The sequence below is a fragment of the Actinoplanes sp. NPDC051388 genome (genome assembly GCF_055586225.1).
In genome coordinates, this window is record NZ_JBVJIP010000008.1 from 14,735 (window position 1) to 36,356 (window position 21,622).

At 72.5% G+C, this 21,622-nt stretch carries 12 protein-coding genes and 2 pseudogenes; 2 read left to right on the forward strand and 12 right to left on the reverse strand.

Going from position 1 to position 21,622, the window contains the following annotated elements; translation table 11 throughout:
* Positions 1-27: 27 nt before the first annotated feature.
* From ACZ6TI_RS20795 to gltB, 5 genes are all read right to left on the reverse strand, one after another.
* Positions 28-909 (reverse strand): acyl-CoA thioesterase, encoded by an 882-nt coding sequence (locus tag ACZ6TI_RS20795; RefSeq protein WP_465346743.1) that lies wholly within the window; start codon positions 907-909, stop codon positions 28-30.
* Entirely contained in the window at positions 906-2,342 is a 1,437-nt protein-coding gene (gene pyk, locus ACZ6TI_RS20800; protein ID WP_465346744.1) for a pyruvate kinase, read from the reverse strand. The genes ACZ6TI_RS20795 and pyk overlap by 4 nt, the downstream gene beginning before the upstream one ends.
* Before the next feature lie 197 nt (positions 2,343-2,539).
* Positions 2,540-6,715 carry a WD40 repeat domain-containing protein gene (locus tag ACZ6TI_RS20805; protein ID WP_465346745.1) on the reverse strand — a complete coding sequence of 1,392 codons (4,176 nt, stop codon included), beginning with the start codon at positions 6,713-6,715 and terminating at the stop codon, positions 2,540-2,542.
* 63 nt (positions 6,716-6,778) lie between these two features.
* A complete protein-coding gene (locus ACZ6TI_RS20810) occupies positions 6,779-8,257 on the reverse strand; it encodes a glutamate synthase subunit beta (protein WP_465346746.1) in 1,479 nt (492 codons plus the stop codon).
* Positions 8,250-12,800: a glutamate synthase large subunit gene (gene gltB / locus ACZ6TI_RS20815; protein WP_465346747.1), complete on the reverse strand. Its 4,551-nt coding sequence runs from the start codon at positions 12,798-12,800 to the stop codon at positions 8,250-8,252. The genes ACZ6TI_RS20810 and gltB overlap by 8 nt, the downstream gene beginning before the upstream one ends.
* Before the next feature lie 160 nt (positions 12,801-12,960).
* On the opposite strand from gltB, the gene ACZ6TI_RS20820 reads away from it, so the two are divergent.
* Complete coding sequence (locus ACZ6TI_RS20820) at positions 12,961-13,824, forward strand: GNAT family N-acetyltransferase (RefSeq protein WP_465346748.1); 864 nt, start codon at positions 12,961-12,963, stop codon at positions 13,822-13,824.
* Between the two features lie 79 nt (positions 13,825-13,903).
* Here ACZ6TI_RS20820 and ACZ6TI_RS20825 read toward each other — a convergent pair whose 3' ends face one another.
* The 5 genes from ACZ6TI_RS20825 to trpC are packed head-to-tail and all read right to left on the reverse strand — an operon-like array spanning position 13,904 to position 19,095.
* Complete coding sequence (locus ACZ6TI_RS20825) at positions 13,904-15,094, reverse strand: FAD-dependent oxidoreductase (RefSeq protein ID WP_465346749.1); 1,191 nt, start codon at positions 15,092-15,094, stop codon at positions 13,904-13,906.
* A 42-nt stretch (positions 15,095-15,136) separates the two neighbouring features.
* On the reverse strand, positions 15,137-16,219 hold the full coding sequence (gene lgt / locus ACZ6TI_RS20830; RefSeq protein ID WP_465346750.1) for a prolipoprotein diacylglyceryl transferase: 1,083 nt from the start codon (positions 16,217-16,219) through the stop codon (positions 15,137-15,139).
* A 37-nt stretch (positions 16,220-16,256) separates the two neighbouring features.
* The gene (gene trpA, locus ACZ6TI_RS20835) at positions 16,257-17,057 is read right to left on the reverse strand and encodes a tryptophan synthase subunit alpha (protein WP_465346751.1); all 801 of its coding nucleotides are present in this window, start codon (positions 17,055-17,057) and stop codon (positions 16,257-16,259) included.
* Positions 17,054-18,280: a tryptophan synthase subunit beta gene (trpB, locus tag ACZ6TI_RS20840; protein WP_465347115.1), complete on the reverse strand. Its 1,227-nt coding sequence runs from the start codon at positions 18,278-18,280 to the stop codon at positions 17,054-17,056. Before trpB ends, trpA begins: the two co-directional genes overlap by 4 nt.
* A gap of 11 nt (positions 18,281-18,291) precedes the next feature.
* Entirely contained in the window at positions 18,292-19,095 is an 804-nt protein-coding gene (trpC, locus tag ACZ6TI_RS20845; protein WP_465347116.1) for an indole-3-glycerol phosphate synthase TrpC, read from the reverse strand.
* Between the two features lie 386 nt (positions 19,096-19,481).
* Here trpC and ACZ6TI_RS20850 point away from each other — a divergent pair.
* Positions 19,482-19,700: pseudogene (locus tag ACZ6TI_RS20850) on the forward strand (hypothetical protein); the annotation flags it as partial.
* Positions 19,701-20,592: 892 nt separating this feature from the next.
* Here ACZ6TI_RS20850 and ACZ6TI_RS20855 read toward each other — a convergent pair.
* Complete coding sequence (locus ACZ6TI_RS20855) at positions 20,593-21,321, reverse strand: Trp biosynthesis-associated membrane protein (protein WP_465346752.1); 729 nt, start codon at positions 21,319-21,321, stop codon at positions 20,593-20,595.
* A gap of 1 nt (position 21,322) precedes the next feature.
* Positions 21,323-21,622: pseudogene (locus ACZ6TI_RS20860) on the reverse strand (hypothetical protein); the annotation flags it as partial.

A 21,622-nucleotide genomic window follows, 5' to 3' on the forward strand; every position in this document is an offset into this window, starting at 1 on the left:
CGCAGCCCCGGTTGATCCACTGAGCGGCTAGCGAGCGCCGACGCGGCGGAGCAGGCCCTCCTGGACCGCGCTGGCGATGTGCCGGCCGTCCTCGGTGAACATGCGGCCGCTGGCCAGGCCGCGGCTGCCGCTCGCGGACGGGCTGGTGCAGTCGTAGAGGAACCACTCGTCGGCGCGGAACGGACGGTGCAACCACAGTGCGTGGTCGAGGCTCGCGCCGATCACGCCGCCCGGACCCCAGACCTCACCGTGCGTGGACAACACCGCGTCGAGCAGGGACAGGTCCGACGCATAGGTCAGGGCGCAGGCGTGGATCAGCGGGTCGTCCGGCAGCTTGCCCGCGATGCGCATCCAGACGCGCTGCTCGGCGTTCGCCACGCGGTCGCCGGGCGGCACCCAGCCGGGCACGCCGACATAACGCACGTCGATCGCCTGCGGCGCGGCGTTGAACGCGGCCTCGCGCTCGGGGTAACGCGCCACCCAGTCGCGCATGGTCGCCGTCTGCTCCGGGCCCGGGATGCCCTCGGGCGGCGGCGAGTGGTGATCCAGCCCCTCCTCGCGCACCTGGAACGAGGCGGACATGAAGAAGATGGTCTTGCCGTTCTGCTGGGCCGTGGAACGGCGTACCGAAAAAGATCGTCCGTCCCTGATCGTCTCGACCGTGAACGTGATCGGCGTGGTGGGATCCCCCGGCCGCACGAAGTAACCGTGCAGGCTGTGCACGAAACGCTCGGGGTCGACCGTGCGACCGGCCGCGACCAGCGCCTGGCCGGCCACCTGACCACCGAAGACGCGTTGCGCGCCGGTCTGGGGGCTCTCCCCGGTGAAGGTGACCGCGTCGATCTGCTTGAGGTCGAGCAGCTCCAGAAGCTGATCGACGGCGGCCTGGCCCTGCAGTGGAGGCGTCACACGGCCGCCGGATCGACGAGCGAGCCGAGCTGGTGCACGCGCAGCGTGTTGGTCGAGCCGGGAGCGTTCGGCGGGCTGCCGGCCACGACCACCACGTAGTCGCCCGGCTTGGCCAGGCCGAGACCCAGCATCTTGGCGTCGACCTGCCGGAACATGTCGTCGGTGTGCTCGACGAAATCGGTCAGGAAGGTCTCCACCCCCCAGGACAGGGCGAGCTGGGCGCGCGTCTCCTCCAGCGGGGTGAAGCAGAGCAGCGGCAGCTCGCAGTGCAGCCGGGCGAGCCGGCGCAGGGTGTCACCGGTCTGCGAGAAGGCGACCAGCGCCTTGGCCCCGATGTTCCGCGCGATCTGCGACGCCGCCACGGTGAGCGCGCCGCCGTGGGTGCGCGGGTCGTGCTGCAGCCGCGGCACGCCGAACGAGCCGCCCTCGGTGGTGCTGACGATCCGGGCCATCGTGCTGACCGTGAGGATCGGGTATTTGCCGACGCTGGTCTCGCCGGAGAGCATCACGGCGTCGGTGCCGTCGAGCACCGCGTTTGCCACGTCGGAGGCCTCGGCACGGGTCGGGCGGCTGTTCTCGATCATCGAGTCGAGCATCTGGGTCGCCACGATCACCGGCTTGGCGTTTTCCCGGCACAGCTGGACGGCCCGCTTCTGCACCAGCGGCACCTGGTCGAGCGGCAGCTCGACGCCCAGGTCGCCGCGGGCCACCATGACGCCGTCGAAGGCCAGCACGATCGCCTCGAGGTGGTCGACCGCCTCGGGCTTCTCGACCTTGGCGAGCACCGGGCGGAAGGCGCCCTCCTCGCTCATGATCTGGTGCACCAGCTTGATGTCGTCGGGCGACCGGACGAAGGACAGCGCGATCATGTCGACGCCGAGGCTCAGCGCGAAGCGCAGGTCCTCCTCGTCCTTGTCGCTCATCGCCGGCACGCTGACCGCGACGTTGGGCAGCGAGACGCCCTTGTTGTTGGAGACCGGGCCGCCCTCGACCACCAGGCAGCGGATGTCGTTGCCCTCGACGGCGGAGACCTCGACCGCGACCTTGCCGTCGTCGATCAGCAGGCGGTCGCCGGTCTTGACCTCCTGCGGCAGCTTCGCATAGGTGCAGGACACCCGGTCCGGGGTGCCGAGGATGTCGTCGCTGGTGATGGTGACGTTGTCACCGGTGCTCCAGATGTGCGGTCCGTTGGCGAAGCGGCCGAGCCGGATCTTCGGACCCTGGAGGTCGGCGAGCACGGCGACGGCCCGGCCGGACTCACGGGAGGCCTCGCGCACCAGGTTGTATACCTGCTGGTGGTCCTCGTGGCTGCCGTGGCTGAAGTTGAGCCGGGCGACATCCATGCCCGCCTCGACGAGCCCGCGAATGCGCTCGGCGGACGAGGTGGCGGGTCCCATCGTGCAGACGATCTTTACGCGGCGTGTCACAGCCATCAGGCTAGTTCTCCTCCGGGACGGCCTTCTGGCCGACCCCCGTCCAAGGGGTGAAGAAAGGGTGCAGGCGGGCAAGAGCATAATCCGGCCCTTCACCGGCGCGCCCACAGCACCCGGCCGCACTGCCGAGCAGTTCCGACCATACCGCTGCGGGCGGCCCCGGAACCGCCGACCGGCGCCCGTCGTGCTGACGACCTTCAGCGGCAGAGCCGCGGCGGATCGATTCCCTCGGCGCGCGCCGACGGGGTGATCCGGTCGCAGAGCCGGCTGATCGCGTCGGCCGGATCGAGGTGGTAGACCGCGACCGACCAGTCGCCGGACGCCGTCGCCAGCGTGCGGCCGTCCGGCGAGAACTCCAAATCCTTGATCGCGTTGCCCTGGCCGCGGATCTCGGCGACCAGCCGGCCGCTGGCGGTGTCCCACAGCCGCACCGGGTCGCCGTCCGAGTTGCTGGTGGTGGCGAACGTCCGGCCGTCCGGCGACCAGGCGATCCGCTCCAGCGGGAAGGTGTGCCGCCCGAGCGTCCTCGTCGGCGTCAGGTCGGCGGTGCGGAAGAGCTGGGCGTGGCCGCCCCTGGTGCTCACCGCCACGGTTTCGCCGTCGGGACTGACCTGCACGTCGTCGACGGCGAGGCCGGGCAGGGCCTGCCGGCCGGCGACGGTCCCATCGGCGAGCCGCCACATCCACAGGCCGCCGTCCTGCAGCGAGCCGGCGTCGCCGTTGCCGCGGCTGTGGTCGGCGGCGGCGATCAGGTGCTGCCCGTCCGGGGTGAAGGCGACCGACAGGGCCAGGTGGTCCGGCGTCTCCAGCTGGGCGGCCAGTTGACCGGTGCGCAGGTCCCAGACCAGCACGTCGGGCACCCCGGCGGCGCTCTGCCGGTCGTCGCTGGTGTCCGTTCGGCGGACCTCGGCATCGGCGTCGACCGCCACGGCCAGCAGGTTGCCGTCCGGCGAGAAGGCGGGCCTGGCCGCGATCATGTGCTCCCCCGCCCGCAGCGTGGCGCGCAGCCTGCCGTCCGGCGCGAAGACCAGGACCCGGCCGTCGCCGAGGCTGGTGGCGAGGGTCCCGTCCGGCGCGTAACCGAGCCCGAGCGGCCCGTCGTCGCTGCCGGGCAGCTCGACGGTGGACGCGACGGCGCTGGTGGCGGTGTCCCAGATCCGGATCCGCGGGTCGGAGCTGCCGGTGGCGAGCAGCCGGGTGCCGGGCCGGAAGGTCAGGTAACCGACGAGCTGCGGGTGCGGCAGCCGGTCGAGGTCGAGCCGGAACAGCACCGGCGGCGAGTTGAGGCCGACCGCGGCGAGCAGGTGCCCGTCGGCGGAGAGCCCGAGCCCGGTGGCGGATCCGAGGAAGACGGTCAGCGGGGGCCGCGGGCCACCGCCGTCGATCTTGAGCCGGCGGATGATGTTCAGGTCTTTCGCCTGCACCAGGACGGTCGCGTCGGGCGCGATCACCAGGCCCTTGCCGAGGACGTTCTCCGCGGGACCCTCGACCGTGCGCAGGCGCCGCCCGGTGGCGCCGTCCCAGGCCGTCAGGGTGCGGCTCTCCTCGTCCTTGTTGCTGATCGTGATCAGCGTGCCGTCCGGGGCGAAGCGCACATCCAGCGAGATGACCGGCAGCAGTGCCGCGGACGTGAATCCGGCGCCGGACCGCCGCAGGAGCTGGGTCTGCCGGATGTCGCCGACCGCCACGGACGCGCCGTCCGGGCTGGCCGCCATGGACAGGGCGCCGGCCACGGTCATCGTGGTCGTGCCGAGCAGCTTCCCACTCGCCGGATCCCAGGTGCCGAGCACGCGACCGGCCGGCTCGCCGACCGATCGCACCGCCAGCAGCGTGGACGAGTCCGGCAGCCAGGCCACCGCGCCGAAGGCTTCCAGCTGGTGCAGCATCCGGCCGCCCGGCACGTCCCACACCGACACGCCACCAGGCGCCGCGAGAACGCCCAGCGCCAGGTAGCGACCGTCCGGGGAGAACTCCAGATTGACCAGCCTGCCCTCGACGGGGTGCCGCAGATCCGGTCCGATCTGCCGCAGGGTGCCGCTGTCCCACAACTGGAAGCGGCCATCGGTGTAAGCGACGGCGACCCGGGACCCGTCCGGGCTGACCGCGACCGAGCCGGCACTCAGCTCGGCGCCGAGCGCGCCGATCGTGGTGGTCTGCTGGGCGGAGATCAGGGTGCTGCGGGCCTCCATGGTGGGCGCGGCGTCCCAGGCGTCCAGGGCCTTGCGGATCGACGCCCGCTCGTCGAAGAAGATGTCCGTGCGCGACTCCGCGGCGAGCTGCCGCGACCGCGACTCGTTGCCGTTGGCCAGCGCGTCGGAGCGCTGGTCGAGCGCGATCAGGCCACCGGCGACCGCCAGCACCAGCAGGATCGCCAGCCCGGCGACCAGCCGGCGCAACCGCTGGGCGCCGCGGCGTTGCTCGGCCTGCCGGGCCTCGGCCGCGGACTCCCCCGCGGAAAGAAACCGGCGCTGCGTCTCCGGCAGATCGCGCTGCCCGGCGGCCCACTCCCGGGCGGTGTCCAGCCGCCCGCCGCGATAGAGCGCGTCCGGGTCCTCCCCGGCCGCGGCCCAGTCCGCGGCGGCGAGCTCGAGGCGCTGCCGCAGCAGGATCTCCTGGCGCTCCTCGACCAGCCAGCCGGCCAGCCGCGGCCAGCCGGTGAGCAGCGCCTCGTGACTGATCTCGACGGTGTCCTCGGCCGCGGTCACCAGCCGGGCCTCGATCATCGGGCCGAGCACCGCCAGGTCGGCGCGGGCGAGCATGGACCGCCGGCGCACCGGGAGGTCGTCCACGATGGTGACCAGGGCCAGCATCGCGCGGCGCAGCGCGACCCGGCCGGTGTCGTCCAGGCCCAGATAAACGCGTTCCGCGGTCTCCGCGACCGCGCGCCGGATGCCGCCGGTGGCCCGGTAGCCGGCCACCGTCATGGTGTCGCCCGCGCGCCGCTCCCAGGTGGCCAGCAGCGCGTGCGCCAGCAGCGGCAGCGCGCCCGGCTGATAGGCCGCCGGACCGTCGTCGAGCGCGCCCAGGTCGGCCAGCAGCAGCTCGGTCAGGCCGGGCTCGAGGATGAGACCGGCGAGTTCGGCCGGCTCGCGCACCGCGCGGCGCAGATCGGCGGCGCTCAGCGGGCCGGCCACCACCTGTCCGGCGCCGAGCATCGGCACCATCTCGGGCAGCTCGGTGCACTGTGGATAGAAGTCGGCGCGGACCGCGACGATCAGCAACGCGGGCGCGGCGGCAGCGAGGGCGGCGGCGAACGCGGATCGCTCGGCCGGGTCGTCGCACTGGGTGAAGAGCTCCTCGAACTGGTCGACCAGGATGACCGGCCGACCGGCCCGGGCGGTCAGCGCGCCGAAGGCGGTCGGCGTCTCGCGCACCACGGCCAGGGCGGCGGCCGGATCGTCGCCGGTCAGCGCCGCGGTGCGCCCGACGAGCTCGGCCAGCGGGGTGGCGCCGGGCGTCATCACCAGCCACGGCCAGGTGCCGCTGCCCTCGCCCAAGCCGTCCATCGCCACCGCGGGCAGCACCCCGGCGCGCAGCAGCGACGACTTTCCCACCCCGGAGACGCCGACCACCACCAGCGGCGGGCCGCCGACCACCTGCTCGGTGAGCCGGCCGAGGAGATCGGCGACCAGCGTCTCGCGGCCGCGGAAGTATCGCGCGTCGAGAGCGTCGAAGCTGGCCATGCCCGGGTAGGGCGACGGGCCGCCCGGATCGGCGCCCGTCCCGGCCGCCGGATCCACCGGGCCGGCCGGCAGGCGGGCGGCCCCGAGCAGTTCCTGCCGCAGCTGGGCGGTGGCCACCAAGGACTGCATCAGCAGGTCGATCTGCTGCCGCTGGGCAAGGCTCTGCTCGGCCAGCTGCCGGTGCATCACGGCCAGTGACCGGGCCGCGTCCTCGGCGAGCACGTGCAGCCGGCCGACGTCCTCGCCGAGCCCGCCGAACACCTCGACCAGCTCGCGCTGCATCTGCTCGTCGGCGGCCTCCAGCGCGACCTCGACCGCGCCGACCATCTGCAGCAGGTCGCCGATGTCGTCGCGCAACCCGGCGTCGCCGGCCTCGAGCCGGGCCAGGAACGAGGCGGCGACCGCGTCGCGCCACTGGTCCTGATCGGGGTCGTCGGCGCTGACCCGGCGGGCCGTCTCGATCAGCGAGTCGGCCAGGTAGTTGCCGCCCATGTTCCCGAGCTGGCTGAGCGCCGCGTTGAACTCGGTGGGCACGCCCAGGGCCGCGCCGGCCACCGGCGCGACCGCGGACGCGGCAAGAAACGCGACGATGCCGTACGGCGACATCCGGCGCAGCCCGGAGCCGGCCGACCGGACCCACGAACGAACCCCGTCACGTGCGCGTCGCACCTGCGGCGAATCGTCGATCACGCGCCCTATCGTGTCAGACAACTCTCCACTGTGGGTAACGCTGATCTTGGCCGGCGGCCGTGCTCAGCGGGAGGCCGCCAGGGGCTGTGAGGCCGGCTCGACCGGGGCCGGCAGGTCGCCGAACGCGCCGAGATGGCGGTGCACGGCGGCCGCGGCGGCGCGGCCCTCGGCGATCGCCCAGACGATCAGGGACGCGCCGCGGTGCATGTCGCCGGCCACGAACACGCCGTCCACATTGGTCTGCCAGTCGCCGCGCGCGTCCACCACGCCACGGGGGCTGCGGGTCACGCCGAACTGGTCGAGCAGCGGCTGCTTCTCCGTACCCTCGAAACCGATTGCCAGCAGGACCAGCTCGGCGCGGATGTCGCGCTCCGAACCCGGCGTGATCGTCACCGTGCGCCTGCCGTCGATCCGCTCGACGACGACGTCGGCGACGCGGACGGCGGCGACGTTGCCCGCGCCGTCGTCCACGAACTCCTGCACGGCGACGCCGAAGACGCGGTCGCCGCCCTCCTCGTGCGCGGGGTAGTTGCGCAGGATGACCGGCCAGGTCGGCCACGGGTGCAGTTCCTCGGCACGCACATCCGGGGGCAGCGGGTACTGGTCGAGCTGCACCACGCCGGCCGCGCCCTGCCGGTGGGCCACGCCCAGGCAGTCCGCGCCGGTGTCGCCGCCGCCGATGATCACCACGTGCTTGCCGGCCGCGTCGATCGGGGTGGTGTCCTGCAGGCCGGCGACGATCCGGTTGGCCGGGACCAGGTGTTCCATGGCCAGGTGCACGCCGTTGAGCGCACGCCCGCGGGTCTCCGCGGTGTCCCGGCCGGCCAGCGCGCCGCAGGCCAGCAGCACCGCGTCGTAGCGGTCCTTGAGATCGTCCGCGGTGACGTCCACGCCCACTTCGACCGAGGTGCGGAACTCGACGCCCTCGGCGGCCATCTGGGCCATCCGCAGGTCGATGTGCCGCTTCTCGATCTTGAAGTCGGGGATGCCGTAGCGCAGCAGGCCGCCGATCCGGTCGTCCCGCTCATAGACGGTGACGGCGTGCCCGGCGCGGGCCAGCTGCTGTGCGGCGGCCAGGCCGGCCGGACCGGAGCCGACCACGGCGACCCGCTTGCCGGACTGGGCCACGGGCGGCTGCGGCTTCACGTACCCCAGGTCGAAGGCGTGGTTGGCGATCTCGACCTCGACCTGCTTGATGGTCACCGGGTCGTCGCCGATGGCCAGCACGCAGGCCGCCTCGCAGGGCGCCGGGCAGAGCCGGCCGGTGAACTCCGGGAAGTTGTTGGTGGCGTGCAGCGACTCGGCCGCCGCCTGCCACGCGCCGGTGCGCACCAGGTCGTTCCAGTCCGGGATGCGGTTGCCGAGCGGGCAGCCGTCGTGACAGAACGGGATGCCGCAATCCATGCACCGGGTGGCCTGGTCGCGGATCAGCTCCTCGCCGGCCGGCGGATAGACCTCGCGCCAGTCCTGGATGCGGACCGGCACCGGACGGCGCTTCGGCAGCTGGCGTTCGTACCGCAGAAAACCGTTCGGATCAGGCACGCTTGACCCCCATGACCGCCTCGTCGATGTTGCGACCGGCGGCTTCGGCGGTCCTGATCAGTTCCATCACGCGCTTGTAGTCGCGCGGCACCACCGCGGTGAACTCCTCCACCGCCGCGGGCCAGTCCTTGAGCAGCCGCTCGGCGACCGCGGAGTCGGTCTCGGCGAAGTGCTTCTGCACCAGGCCGTGCAGCAGCTCCTGCTCCTCCTCGTTGAGCGGGGTGAGATCGACCAGCTCGGGGTTCACCCGGCCCGGGTCGAGGTCGAGCACGAACGCCGTGCCGCCGCTCATGCCGGCCGCGAAGTTGCGCCCGGTCGACCCGAGCACCACGACGAGACCGCCGGTCATGTACTCGCACCCGTGGTCGCCGACACCCTCGACGACGGCCGAGGCGCCCGAGTTGCGCACCGCGAACCGTTCGCCCGCCCGGCCGCGCAGGAACAGCTCGCCGCTGGTCGCGCCGTACAGGATGGTGTTGCCGGCGATGATGTTCTCCTCCGCGACGAACGGCGCGCGCTCGTCCGGCCGGACGATCACCCGCCCGCCGGAGAGGCCCTTGGCGACGTAGTCGTTGGTGTCGCCGATCAGCCGCAGCGTCACGCCATTGGGCAGGAAGGCGCCGAACGACTGGCCGCCGGTGCCGCGCAGGGTGAACGCGATGGTGTCCTCGGGCAGGCCGCGGCCGCCGTAACGCTTGGCGACCTCGCCGCCCAGCATCGCGCCGACGCTGCGCTGGTCGTTGCGCACGTCGAGTTCGGCGCGCACCTGGGCGCCCTCGGTCAGGGCCGGGCCGGCCAGCTCGATCAGCTTGTTGTCCAGCGCCTTCTCCAGCCCGTGGTCCTGCGCGACCACGCCGCGGCGAGACGCGCCCTCGGGCAGCTCCGGCACGAACAGCACCGGCGACAGGTCGAGGCCCTTGGCCTTCCAGTGGTTGACCGCGGGCAGCACATCGAGCGCCTCGGCGTGCCCGATGGCCTCGTCGATCGTCCGGAAGCCCAGCTCGGCCAGGTATTCGCGGACCTCCTCGGCGATGAACATGAAGAAGTTCTCGACGAACTCCGGCTTGCCGGTGAAACGCTCGCGCAGCACCGGATTCTGCGTGGCGATGCCGACCGGGCAGGTGTCCAGGTGGCAGACCCGCATCATGATGCAGCCGGAGACGATCAGCGGCGCGGTCGCGAAGCCGAACTCCTCGGCGCCGAGGAGCGCCGCGACCACCACGTCGCGGCCGGTCTTGAGCTGGCCGTCGACCTGCACGGTGACCCGGTCGCGCAGCTTGTTGAGCAGCAGCGTCTGCTGGGCCTCGGCCAGGCCGAGCTCCCACGGCGAGCCGGCGTGCTTGAGCGAGTTGAGCGGGGACGCGCCGGTGCCGCCGTCGTGGCCGGAGATCAGGATCACGTCGGCCTTCAGCTTGGCCACCCCCGCGGCCACGGTGCCGACGCCGATTTCACTGACGAGCTTGACGTGGACCCGGGCGGCCGGGTTCACCATCTTGAGGTCGTGGACCAGCTGGGCCAGGTCCTCGATGGAGTAGATGTCGTGGTGCGGCGGCGGCGAGATCAGCCCGACGCCCGGGGTGGCGTGCCGGGTCTTCGCGATCCACGGCCACACCTTGTTGCCCGGCAGCTGGCCGCCCTCGCCCGGCTTCGCGCCCTGCGCCATCTTGATCTGCAGGTCGTCCGCGTTCACCAGGTATTCGGTGGTGACGCCGAAGCGGCCGGACGCGATCTGCTTGACGGCGGATCGGCGCTCCGGGTCGTACAGCCGCTCGACGTCCTCGCCGCCCTCGCCGGTGTTGGACTTGCCGCCCAGCCGGTTCATCGCGATCGCCAGGGTCTGGTGCGACTCCGCCGAGATCGAGCCGTAGCTCATCGCGCCGGTGGCGAACCGCTTCACGATCTCGGTGGCCGGCTCGACCTCGTCGATGCTGATCGACTTGCGGCTCTTGAACTTGAAGAGCCCGCGCAGCGAGCCCGACGCGGCGGCCAGTTCGTCCACCTTGGACGTGTACTTCTGGAAGACGTCATATTGCTTGCTGCGGGTCGCGTGCTGCAGCAGGAACACCGTCTCCGGGTTGAAGAGGTGCACCTCGCCCTCGCGGCGCCACTGGTATTCGCCGCCCACCTCGAGCCGCCGGTGGCTGCGCTCGGCCGGGTTGCTCGGGTACGCCTTCTCGTGCCGCGCCTTCACCTCGGCGTGGATCTCGGCCAGCCCCGAGCCGCCGATCCGCCCGGACGTGCCGGCGAAATAGCGCTGCAGCAGCTTGTTGTCCAGCCCGACGGCCTCGAACACCTGGGCGCCACAATATGACGACACGGTCGAGATGCCCATCTTGGACATGATCTTCAGGACGCCCTTGCCGAGCGCCTTCACATAGTTGCGGACCGCCGTCTTCGAATCCATCCCGGCCAGCGGCCCGGTGGCGATCAGGTCGTCCACCGTCTCGAAGGCCAGGTAGGGGTTCACCGCGGCGGCGCCGTAGCCGATCAGCACCGCGGCGTGATGCACCTCGCGGCAGTCACCGGACTCCACCACCAGCGCGACCTGGGTGCGGGTCTGCTCGCGCACCAGGTGCTGGTGCACGGCGGCGGTAAGCAGCAACGACGGGATCGGCGCGAGGTCGGCGTTGGCGTCGCGGTCGGAGAGCACCAGGATGCGTACGCCGTCCTCGATCGCCTCGGACACGTGCCGGCAGATCTGGGTCAGCCGCGCCTTGATGCCCGCGCCGCCGTCCCGCAGCGGGTAGAGCCCCGAGACCCGGACCGCCTTGAAACCGGGCAGGTCGCCGTCCTCGTCGATGGAGAGCAGCTTGGCCAGCTCGTCGTTGTCGATGATCGGATAGGGCATCACGATCTGCCGGCAGTTCGACGGCCCCGGCTCTAGCAGGTTGCCCTCCGGCCCGATGGTCATCCCGAGGCTGGTCACCAGCTCCTCGCGGATGGCGTCCAGCGGCGGGTTGGTGACCTGGGCGAACAGTTGGTGGAAGTAGTCGAACAGCAGCCGCGGGCGCTGCGACAGCGGGGAGATCGGGGTGTCCGTGCCCATCGACCCGAGCGGCTCGGCGCCGGTCCGGGCCATCGGCGCGACCAGGATCTTCAGCTCCTCCTCGGAGTATCCGAACACCTGCTGGCGGCGGGTCACCGAGTCGTGCGTGTAGATCACGTGCTCGCGGGCGGGCAGGTCCTCCAACTTGATCAGCCCGGCGTGCAGCCAGTCGTCATATGGCTCCGCGGCGGCCAGGCCCTCCTTGATCTCGTCGTCGTGCACGATGCGACCGGCCTCGGTGTCGACCATGAACATCCGGCCCGGCTGCAACCGGCCCTTGGCGACCACGGTGGCCGGGTCGAGATCGAGCACGCCCGCCTCGGAACCCAGCACGACCAGCCCGTCGCTGGTGTGCCACCAGCGGCCGGGGCGCAGGCCGTTGCGGTCGAGCACCGCGCCGATGATCGTGCCGTCGGTGAACGCCACGCTGGCCGGGCCGTCCCACGGCTCCATCAGGCTGGAGTGGAAGCGATAGAAGGCACGCCGCGCCGGGTCCATGCCCGGGTCGTTCTCCCACGCCTCCGGGATCATCATCAGCACCGCGTGCGGCAGGCTGCGGCCGGCCAGGTGCAGCAGCTCGAGCACCTCGTCGAAGCCGGCCGAGTCGGACGCCTCCGGGGTGACGATCGGGAACAGCCGCTTGATGTTGCCGGGCAGCACGTTCGACCGCAGCAGCGCCTCGCGGGCCTGCATCCAGTTCTTGTTGCCGCGGATCGTGTTGATCTCGCCGTTGTGCGCGATGAAGCGGTAGGGGTGGGCCAACGGCCAGGACGGGAACGTGTTCGTCGAGAACCGCGAGTGGACCAGGGCGATCGCGCTGTCGGTGCGCGGGTCGGTCAGGTCGGCGAAGAACTCCGGCAGCTGGTCGGGCGTGAGCATGCCCTTGTAGGTGATGGTGCGGCCGGACAGCGACGGGCAGTAGGCCGCGATGCCGCGCTGCGAGGTCTCCCGCTCGGCGCGCTTGCGGATGCAGAACGCCACCCGGTCGAGCTCGATGCCGCTGAGCCGCTCACCCTTTCGGCCGGCGGCCGAGTCGGTGAGCCGGCTCGCGGAGAGAAAGACCTGCATGATGTACGGCCGCGCGTCCTCGGCCGTCTGCCCGAGCCCGTCCGGGCGCACCGCGACGTCGCGCCAGGCCAGCACCTCGCCGCCCTCGACCAGCGCGTACTTCTCGAAGATCTTGATGGCGCGGCGGCGGGCCTGCTCGTCGGTGGGCAGGAAGACCAGACCGGTGGCATAACAACCGGCCGGGGGCAACTCGGCGTCCAGGATCTCGCGGTAGAGCGCGTCCGGGATCTGGATCATGATGCCGGCGCCGTCTCCGGTGTTGTACTCCGCGCCGCGGGCGCCACGGTGATCGAGCCGGATCAGCGCGGACAGGCCCTTGGCGACCACGTCATGGGAACGGCGTCCGTGGAGGTCGGCCACGAAGGCCACACCGCAGGCGTCGCGTTCCTGCTCCGGGTCGTACAACCCCTGGGAATGCGGAAGTGCCACCGGGCCTCCTGTCGTCACTCATTTCAATTCAAGGTCGGGACGACGTCGGCCCTGCAAAGTCTCTCGATACTACGTTAGGTACTCCCGATCTCCACCAGGTGCTGATGGATCACACTTGCCACCTGGCATGGGACTCTTCGTGGTTGGGTAGTCTCGCGCGGTGGCGCAACCAGGATCCGACGTTTTCGTCCGGCTCGAAAGCTTCTACGACGCCGTGCCCCGCGACGCCGCCGTCGCGGAGGACATCGGGGGGTTCGTGCTGTTCGTCCGGCAAGGACCGGGCTATCCCTACTATGCCCGCCCTCGCCTGGGATCGAACACGCCATCCGCGGCCGATATCACCGCCGTGCGCCGACGACAGCGCGACATCGGCGCGCCGGAGGCCTTCGAGTGGGTGCACGAGACCACTCCGGACCTGCTGGCGGTGGCCCGCTCGGCCGGCCTCGAGGTGCTGCTCGCGCCGCTCATGGTGCTGGAACGGGCGGCCCTGGTGCCGGACCTGCCGCTGCCCGGCGCCACCATCCGCTTCCTCGATCCGGACTCGCCGGGGTTCGCCGGCGACATGCTGGCCGGCCGGGCCGTCGCGCACCTGGGCTTCGCCGCGCCGGCCAGCGCGTCGGTGCCGGTCGGCGCGCTGATCTCGGAGCCCGCCGGTCCCGGCGAGCGGGACGCGGTGCCGCCGCTGCCGCCGGAAGCGGTCGAGCGCGAACGGGCCCGTTATGCCAGCGGGCGCTTCACCGGCGCCGTCGTCGAGTCGCCGGCCGAGGGCATCGTGGCCAGCGGGATGGCGCAGCAGGTCGGCGGGGTGGCCGAGATCGCCGGGGTGGCGACGCTGCCGGCCGCGCGGCGCCGCGGCTATGCCTCCCAGCTCACCGCCAGCCTGGCGCGGCGCGCCCTGCAGGCCGGCGCGGACATCGTGTTCCTGTCGGCCGGCGACGACGACGTGGCCCGGCTCTACTCCAAGGTCGGCTTCCGGCGGATCGGCACGGCCTGCATCGCCGAGCCCGGCCCGGCAAACCTCTAAGCCTCCGGCCCGGCTTTCTGGGCCGGCTCGCTGGGCCGGCTCGCTGGGCCGGCTCGCTGGGCCGGCTCGCTGGGCCGGCTCAGTCGGGCGGGGTCCAGTCGGTGGCCAGGCCGTGGGAGTGGCCGAGCATGCGCGGGCGGAGCTGGTTGAGGGCCGCGTCGCGGGCACGCAACGCGAGCCGGCCCCGCGCCTGCACCACCGCGGACATCCGCCGGGTCTGACGCACCACACTGGTCGTCCGCGGCCGCCGCGCCCTGCTGTACGCCTCCACCGCGGCGCCCAGCTCGGGACCGGGCGCCACCTCGGCGGTGAGTGAGCGCAGCGTCGCCGCGTCCTCGAAGGCCAGGCAGGCGCCCTGTCCGAGGTGATGCGGCATGGCGTGCGCCGCGTCGCCGAGCAGCACCACGCCACCCGGGCCGGAACAGAAGCCGTAGGCCCGCGGCAGCGGCCGCAACTCGCGGACCTCCTGCGGCACCAGATCCTCCGGATGCGTCGCCTCGAGCAGCGCGCCGACCGGCTCGTGCCACCCGGAGAACCACCGCCGCAACAAGGCGAGCTGGGTGGCCGGCGCCTCCGGCCGGGCCGCCCCGGCGGCGGTCGCCACCCAGTAGACCCCGCCCCGGCCGGCCGCCCGCTCGCCCAGCGGGATCGCCACGAACCGGTAGCCCGCGCCCAGGGTCTCGCCGCCACACGCCTGCGCGCCGGTCATCGCCGGCGCACGCCATCCCGGGACGACGGCCTGCCAGGCCGCGAAGCCGGAGCCGACCGCGGCCGCCTCCGGGGCCAGCGCGCGCCGCACCGGGCTGTCGATGCCGTCCGCCGCGACCACCAGGTCGGCTTCGTATTCGGTGCGGCCGTCGCCCACCGCGGGACGCCGGCCAGGACCGACCCGGACCACGGTCACGTCCACGCCGGTGCGGATCTCGACGCGATCGCCCAGGCCGGCCACCAGCGCGTCGTACAGGTCCTCGAGATGCACCACGGCGGGCGCCGGGCCGGCGCCGGGCCGGGATCGCGGCGGCACCAGCCACTGGCCGTCGGGCCGTCGCACCCCGCCGTCGGGCAGCGGCGACGCGATCGCCGACCAGCCGCCCTCCGGGTTCACCGACTGCAGCGCGCGCAGGCCGTTGGGCCAGAGCACCATCGCGGTCGGCGGGGCGGCCACCCGCTCGCCGCGCTCCAGCAACGTGACCCGCCAGCCGGCCCGGGCGAGCGCGCCGGCCGCGGCCAGACCGGCCATGCCCGCACCCACCACGACGGCCGTGCGCACGTCACTCGCCTCCCGACTGGTGGCGTCCCGCGTGGCCGCGGGTCAGCGCTGCTCGTCGACCGGGGCGACCGGCGACGGCTCGGCGTCGTCCGGCTGAGCCGGCTCGTCCGCGACGGGAGCCACGGGCGGAAGTATGCCGGTCCGTTCGTACTCGCGGAAGCGTTCCAGGCTGACAACCTGGTAGGCCGACGGCGCCTTGGGCCGGACGTCGGCCTGCTGCTCGGAGACATCGACCTGAGAAACGTCGCCGGCCGGCTCCGGCTCCGGCTCGGTCTCGGGGGCATCGACCGGCACCACGTATTCCCGCGGGCCCTTGACGATCAGGAAGTAGGCCAGCGCGCCGAGGAAGACGACGACCGAGGTGAAGACGTTGAGCCGGATGCCGGCGATCTCGGTCGCCTCGTCGGTGCGGAGCATCTCGATCCAGAAGCGGCCCAGCGTGTATGCCATCACGTAGAGCGCGAAGGCCCGGCCGCGGCCGAACTTGAAGCGCCGGTCCAGCCACCAGACCAATCCGGCGGCGCCGAAGTCCCAGATCGCTTCGTACAGGAAAGCCGGGTGGTAAAGGTCCGGAAGGGTCACGGCCTTGCCGTCGATCACCGTGGCGTGCCCCGGGTTGGCCCGGTCCATGTCGTGCACCTCGAGCCCCCACGGCAGCGTGGTGACTCCGCCGTAGAGCTCGTTGTTGAACCAGTTGCCGAACCGGCCGATGCCCTGGGCCAGCGGCAGGCCGGGGGCGAGCGCGTCGGCGAAGACCGACAGCGGCAGGCCCAGCTGGCGGGCGGCGAGCCAGGCGCCCAGCGCGCCACCGGCGACCGCGCCCCAGATGCCGAGGCCGCCCTCCCAGATGTAGAAGGCCCGGATCGGGTCGCCACCGGCTCCGAAGTAGTCACCCGGCGACGTGATCACGTGGTAGATCCGGGCGCCGATGATGCCGAACGGCACGGCCCACACCGCCATGTCGAGCGAGGCCCAGGGCGCGACACCACGGCGGCGCAGCCGGAACTCCATGACCAGCACGGCGGCGACGATGCCGAGGACGATGCACAGCGCATATGCCCGGATCGGCAGCCCGAAAAGGTGCCACACCGAGGTGGTGGGACTGGGGATGGCGGCGAGGTTCACGGGCCACACGCTACCGCTGACGGGTGACGGAACGGCGTCAGGGGCGGTTGCGCACGCCCTCGGCGAGTTCGGCGCTCAGCGCGCGCAGCCGGCGCTGCCCCTCGGCCGGGTCGTCCGCCTCGAGAACGCACCTGATCAATGCGCTGCCCACGATCACCCCGTCGGCGAACGCGGCCACCTCGGCGGCCTGCGCGCCGTTGCCCACGCCCAGCCCGACACCGACCGCCATCTCCGGATCGGCCTGCCGCACCCGCGCCACCAACTCCGGCGCCTGCGACGACACCGAGGTGCGGGCGCCGGTCACGCCCATCAGCGCGGTGGCATAGACGAACCCGCGGCACTGGGCCACCGTGCTCGCGATCCGCTCATCGGTCGACGACGGAGAAACCAGGAAGGTCCGATCTATCCGGTACGCGTCGGAGGCCGCGATCCACTCCCCCGCCTCGTCCGGGATCAGGTCCGGCGTGATCATGCCGGTGGCGCCGGCCGCGGCCAGGTCCCGGGCGAACGCGTCGACGCCGTACTTCTCGATCGGGTTCCAGTAGGTCATCAGGACCACCGACACGCCGCGGCTCGCGACCGCCTCGATGGCGCGCAGGGTGTCCCGCGTGCGCACCCCGCCGGCCAGCGCGATGTCGCTCGCCTTCTGGATCACCGGGCCGTCCATCACCGGGTCGGAATAGGGCATCTCGACCTCGATCACGTCGCAGCCGGCCTCGGCCATCGCGATCATCGAGTCGATGCTGCCGTCCACCGTCGGGAAGCCGGCCGGCATGCAGCCGACCAGCACGCTGCGGTTCTCGGCCTTCGCCTTGCCGAAGACCTCGGCGATCGTCACTCTTCTTCTCCCATGACGATGGTCTCGTTCTCGTCGAGGATGCCGAAGTATGCCCCCGCGGTGTGCACGTCCTTGTCGCCACGGCCGGACAGGTTGATCACGATCACCGGGCGGCGGCCCAGCTCGGCGGTCAGCTTCGGGACGATCCGGGCGGCGCCCGCGATGGCGTGCGCGCTCTCGATCGCCGGGATGATCCCCTCGGTGCGGCAGAGCAACTGGAACGCGGCCATCGCCTCGGCGTCGGTGACCGGCTCGTAGATCGCCCGGCCGGTGTCGTGCAGCCAGGCGTGCTCGGGCCCGACACCCGGGTAGTCCAGGCCGGCCGAGATCGAGTGCGACTCCACCGTCTGCCCGTCCTCGTCCTGCAGCACGTACGTGCGGGCGCCGTGCAGGACCCCCGCCGAGCCGCCGGTGATGGACGCCGCGTGCCGGCCGGTCTCCACGCCGTCGCCACCGGCCTCGAACCCGTAGAGCCGGACCCCCTCGTCGGGCACGAACGCGTGGAAGATGCCGATCGCGTTGGACCCGCCGCCGACGCACGCGGTCACCGCGTCGGGCAGCTTGCCCAGCATCTCCAGCGACTGGGCGCGGGCCTCGGTGCCGATGCCGCCCACGAAGTCGCGCACGATCTCCGGGAACGGATGCGGCCCGGCGGCCGTGCCGAGCAGGTAGTGCGTGTTGTCGACGGTGGACACCCAGTCGCGCAGGGCGTCGTTGAGCGCGTCCTTCAGCGTGCGCGAGCCGGTGGTGACCGGCACGACGGTGGCGCCGAGCATGCGCATCCGCGCCACGTTGAGCGCCTGCCGCTCGGTGTCCACCTCGCCCATGTAGACGACGCACTCGAGGTCGAGCAGCGCGGCCGCGGTGGCGCTGGCCACGCCGTGCTGGCCGGCGCCGGTCTCGGCGATCACCCGCGGCTTGCCCATCCGCTGCGCGAGCAGCGCCTGGCCCAGCACGTTGCGCACCTTGTGCGCGCCGGTGTGGTTGAGGTCCTCGCGCTTGAGCAGGATCTCGGCGCCGACCTTGGCGGACAGCCGCTCGGCCCGGTAGAGCCGCGACGGCGTGCCCGCGTAGTTGGTCATCAGGTCGGCGAGCCGGGCCTGGAAGACCGGGTCGGTCTTCGCCGACCGGTACGCCGCGTCCAGCTCGTCGAGTGCCCGGACCAGCGCCTCCGGCACGAACCGCCCGCCGAACCGGCCGAAGTGCCCGGCCAGATCGGGCATGAGCGGCGCGCTCACCGGACCGGCCTCGGCGTGGCCGGGTGGTTGCCGGCGTTGACCAGCTCCGCGACCGCGTCGCGGGGGCTCTTCTTGGTCACCAGGCCCTCGCCGACCAGCACCGCGTCCGCCCCCGCGGAGGCATAGCGGATCAGGTCGTGCGGGCCGCGCACGCCGGACTCGGCGATCTTCACCACGTTCCCCGGCAGTCCGGGCGCGATCCGCTCGAACACCGACCGGTCCACCTCGAGCGTGCGCAGATCGCGGGCGTTGACCCCGATCACCTGCGCGCCGGCCTCGAGTGCCCGATCGGCCTCATCCTCGTTGTGCACCTCGACGAGGGCGGTCATGCCCAGCGACTCGATGCGCTCGAGGAGGCCGGTGAGCACGTTCTGCTCCAGCGCGGCGACGATGAGCAGCACGAGGTCGGCGCCGTGTGCGCGGGCCTCGTGCACCTGATAACTGGAGACCACGAAATCCTTGCGCAGCACCGGCACCCCGACCGCGGCCCGCACCGCGGCCAGGTCCTCGAGCGACCCGCCGAACCAGCGGCCCTCGGTGAGCACGCTGATGCACCGGGCGCCGCCGGCCGCATATTCCCCCGCCAGCTCGGCCGGGTCGGGGATGTCGGCGAGCGCGCCCTTGGACGGCGACGACCGCTTCACCTCCGCGATGACGGCCACGCCCGGCTTGCGCAGGGCCGCGTACGCGTCGATCGCCGGTGGTGCCTTCGCCGCCAGCGTGCGGACCTCGTCCAGGGAGATCTGCTGCTGCCGGGCCGCCACGTCCTCGCGGACGCCCGCCAGGATCTCGTCCAGCACGTTCGCCGGTGTTGAGCCCGCACCACGCTCCGCGGGTCCGCCCCCCGCTTCGGCCTGATCGGATGTCACGTAATGACTCCCCTCTCCGGGTGTCCTCCGCCCGATGCTAGGTGGCCGGGGACTTCGGCAAGCCCCCGGGGTATGGCGTGGCTTACATCGTGGCCTGCGGCATAATGCGCCGCTGGCCTGCTGTCACGTCTGTCACAGCAGGCCTCCGGGGACCCACGCGTTGTGCAGGGACACCTCGGATGATCGGTCGATCCCCCATCCCGTTGACGGTGACGTCACGGTTCGGAAATACGACTCCGCCATCATCGGACTCGGGCAAACTGGCCCGTGGCGTTCCCGCCTCCGGCCGACCGAGACCGATATTTGTGGAGTTGACCATGGCCACTGCCGTCGGCACACCACCCGCAGGCTTCGCCGCGCTCTCACGCGCCGTCGTCTCCGCCGCCGCCGATCTGGTACTGACCGTAGAGCGCGCGGTGGTCGGAGAGCAAAAGCTCCGCACCGCCCGCGGCAACGCGTGGGACGCGCTCTGCGCCGACCGAGCCCGCGCCCAGGCCCGCGACGAGATGGACGCCCTGGTCCGAGCCCTGCTGGCAAACGGCTCGCGCACCCAGGTGACCCGCACCCCCGCAGCCACTCCCGACACCCCGGTAACCCGCACCCACAGCGGCTCGCGTCCGCGCAACACAGGCCAGCAGCGCCCGGCATCGTCCCAGGCCCGCCCGGCCGCGGCCCGCCGCAGAGCTCTGGAGCCGGCAAACAGCCCCCGCCGCTGACCACCACGCGCGGGCCGCCCGCCCAACCCGGCTCAGTTCCGTCTCCGAGCAGCGCTTTCGCCCAGCTCCGCACGAACTCCAGACCTGGCACTCCACCGACCCGGGCCCCGTCCGTGGTCCAGCGATCGCACGCGCAACGCCTCGCAACCGGCCGGAACGCCGAGCCGCGGCGCGCGCACTCCCCGCCGCCCGATGAATCAGGTCTACAGCGTTGCTGGGCGGGGACAGCTGCGGCTGAGTTCGGCTGAGCGCGGGGCAGCTGCGGCTGAAGTTCGACTGAGCGCCGGCGCTGCGGCTGAGTTCGGCTGGGGCGGCTGCGTGCTGAGCTCGGCTGGCCGGGCATCTGCGGCTGCGGTCGGCTGGCCGGGCACCTGCGGCTGTGGTCGGCTGAGCCGGCGCAATCCGGCAGGACGGCACACCCGCTCGCGTGGCAGTCTGCTCGGCGGCGCTACCTGCTTGCGGCGCAACCCTCCAGGACGGCACACCCGCTGGCGTCGCAGCCTGCTCGGGCGGCGCTACCTGCTCGCGGCGCAACCCGATAGGACGGCATACCCGCACGCGGCGCTACCTGCTCGCGGCACAACCCGACAGGACGGCATACCCGCTCGCGGTGCAACCTGCTCGGGCGGCGCTACCTGTTCGCGCAATCCGGGCGGTAAGCCTTGTTGAGGCAGCCGCGAACAGCGGGGTCGTGCGGGCGGCAGCGGATGGGTCAGCTGTCGGTGGGGTCGTCGCCTCGGTCGAGGGCGTCCCAGGCGGCTCTGGTGTCGACTCGGGGGTCGGGGGCGGTGACCGGGCGGGATGGCCCGGCGGCCGGGGACGGCATGGTCCCCGCGCCTGGCTGGGGCTGAGATGACGGGGCTGTGCGGCGTTCGTAACGGGAACTCATGGCCGGCCAGAGATGACCGCGGCGCGCCGCGCCCAGGCCTCCCCAGACGATGAGTGCGGCCCCTAGGACGCACGCGGCCGGCCAGACCGTCGCGCCGGCGATGGCCGCGCCCGGCGTGAGACCTGCCCGGCCGGCGATGGCCGCGGCCGCCGTGGCGGCGCCGACCAGGATCAGCAGGCCGCCGAGGCCCCGCCGCACGACGCCGCTGGTGGCGAGCAGTGCGCCGGCCCCGGCCAGCGCCACCACGGCAAGTGCGACCGTCCACGGCTGGGCCGCGGCGCCGGTGGTCGATTCGCGCAGTTCTGGAAGCCCTGGTCGCGGGGTGACCGTGATCGCCCACACCCGCGTCGCGGCGTAGATCGCCAGTCCGGCCCCTACGACGCACGCAATGATCGTGACCGCCGCGCCCTTGACCGTGGCGCGCGCCGCGGGCGGCTTGCCCGCAGACGAATCAGCCGACGGCGCGCGCGAGGCAGGCAGGGTGTGCGCATCGGCGTCCGGGCCTGCGGAAACAGGTGGCAGGTCCGCGGCCGCCGGACCGTCAGATGACATCTCAGACACCGAGCCTTGCGAAGCCGGGGAATTCGGACGAGTCCGCGAAGTCGGAGAAGTCACGGCGACCAGCCTGGTCAAGGCCGTCGACCGCGTCCGCCAGATGGGCCGGGCCGGCCAGTTCCGGGAGGCCCGCCGAATCGGCCAGGTCCGCCACTTCGGCAGGGTCCGCAAGGTCTACAAGATCTGCTAGGTCCGCAGGATCGACCGGGTCCACCGGGTCCACCGGGTCCACCGGGTCCACCGGGTCCACCGGGTCCACCGGGTCCACCGGGTCCACCGGGTCCACCGGGTCCACCGG

Excerpts from the sequence above, each read along its gene's own strand:
- pyk (WP_465346744.1), bottom strand. The coding sequence starts at position 2,342 with ATGGCTGTGACACGCCGCGTAAAGATCGTCTGCACGATGGGACCCGCC.
- trpB (WP_465347115.1), bottom strand. The coding sequence starts at position 18,280 with ATGCCCGATCTGGCCGGGCACTTCGGCCGGTTCGGCGGGCGGTTCGTG.
- ACZ6TI_RS20855 (WP_465346752.1), bottom strand. The coding sequence starts at position 21,321 with ATGTCATCTGACGGTCCGGCGGCCGCGGACCTGCCACCTGTTTCCGCA.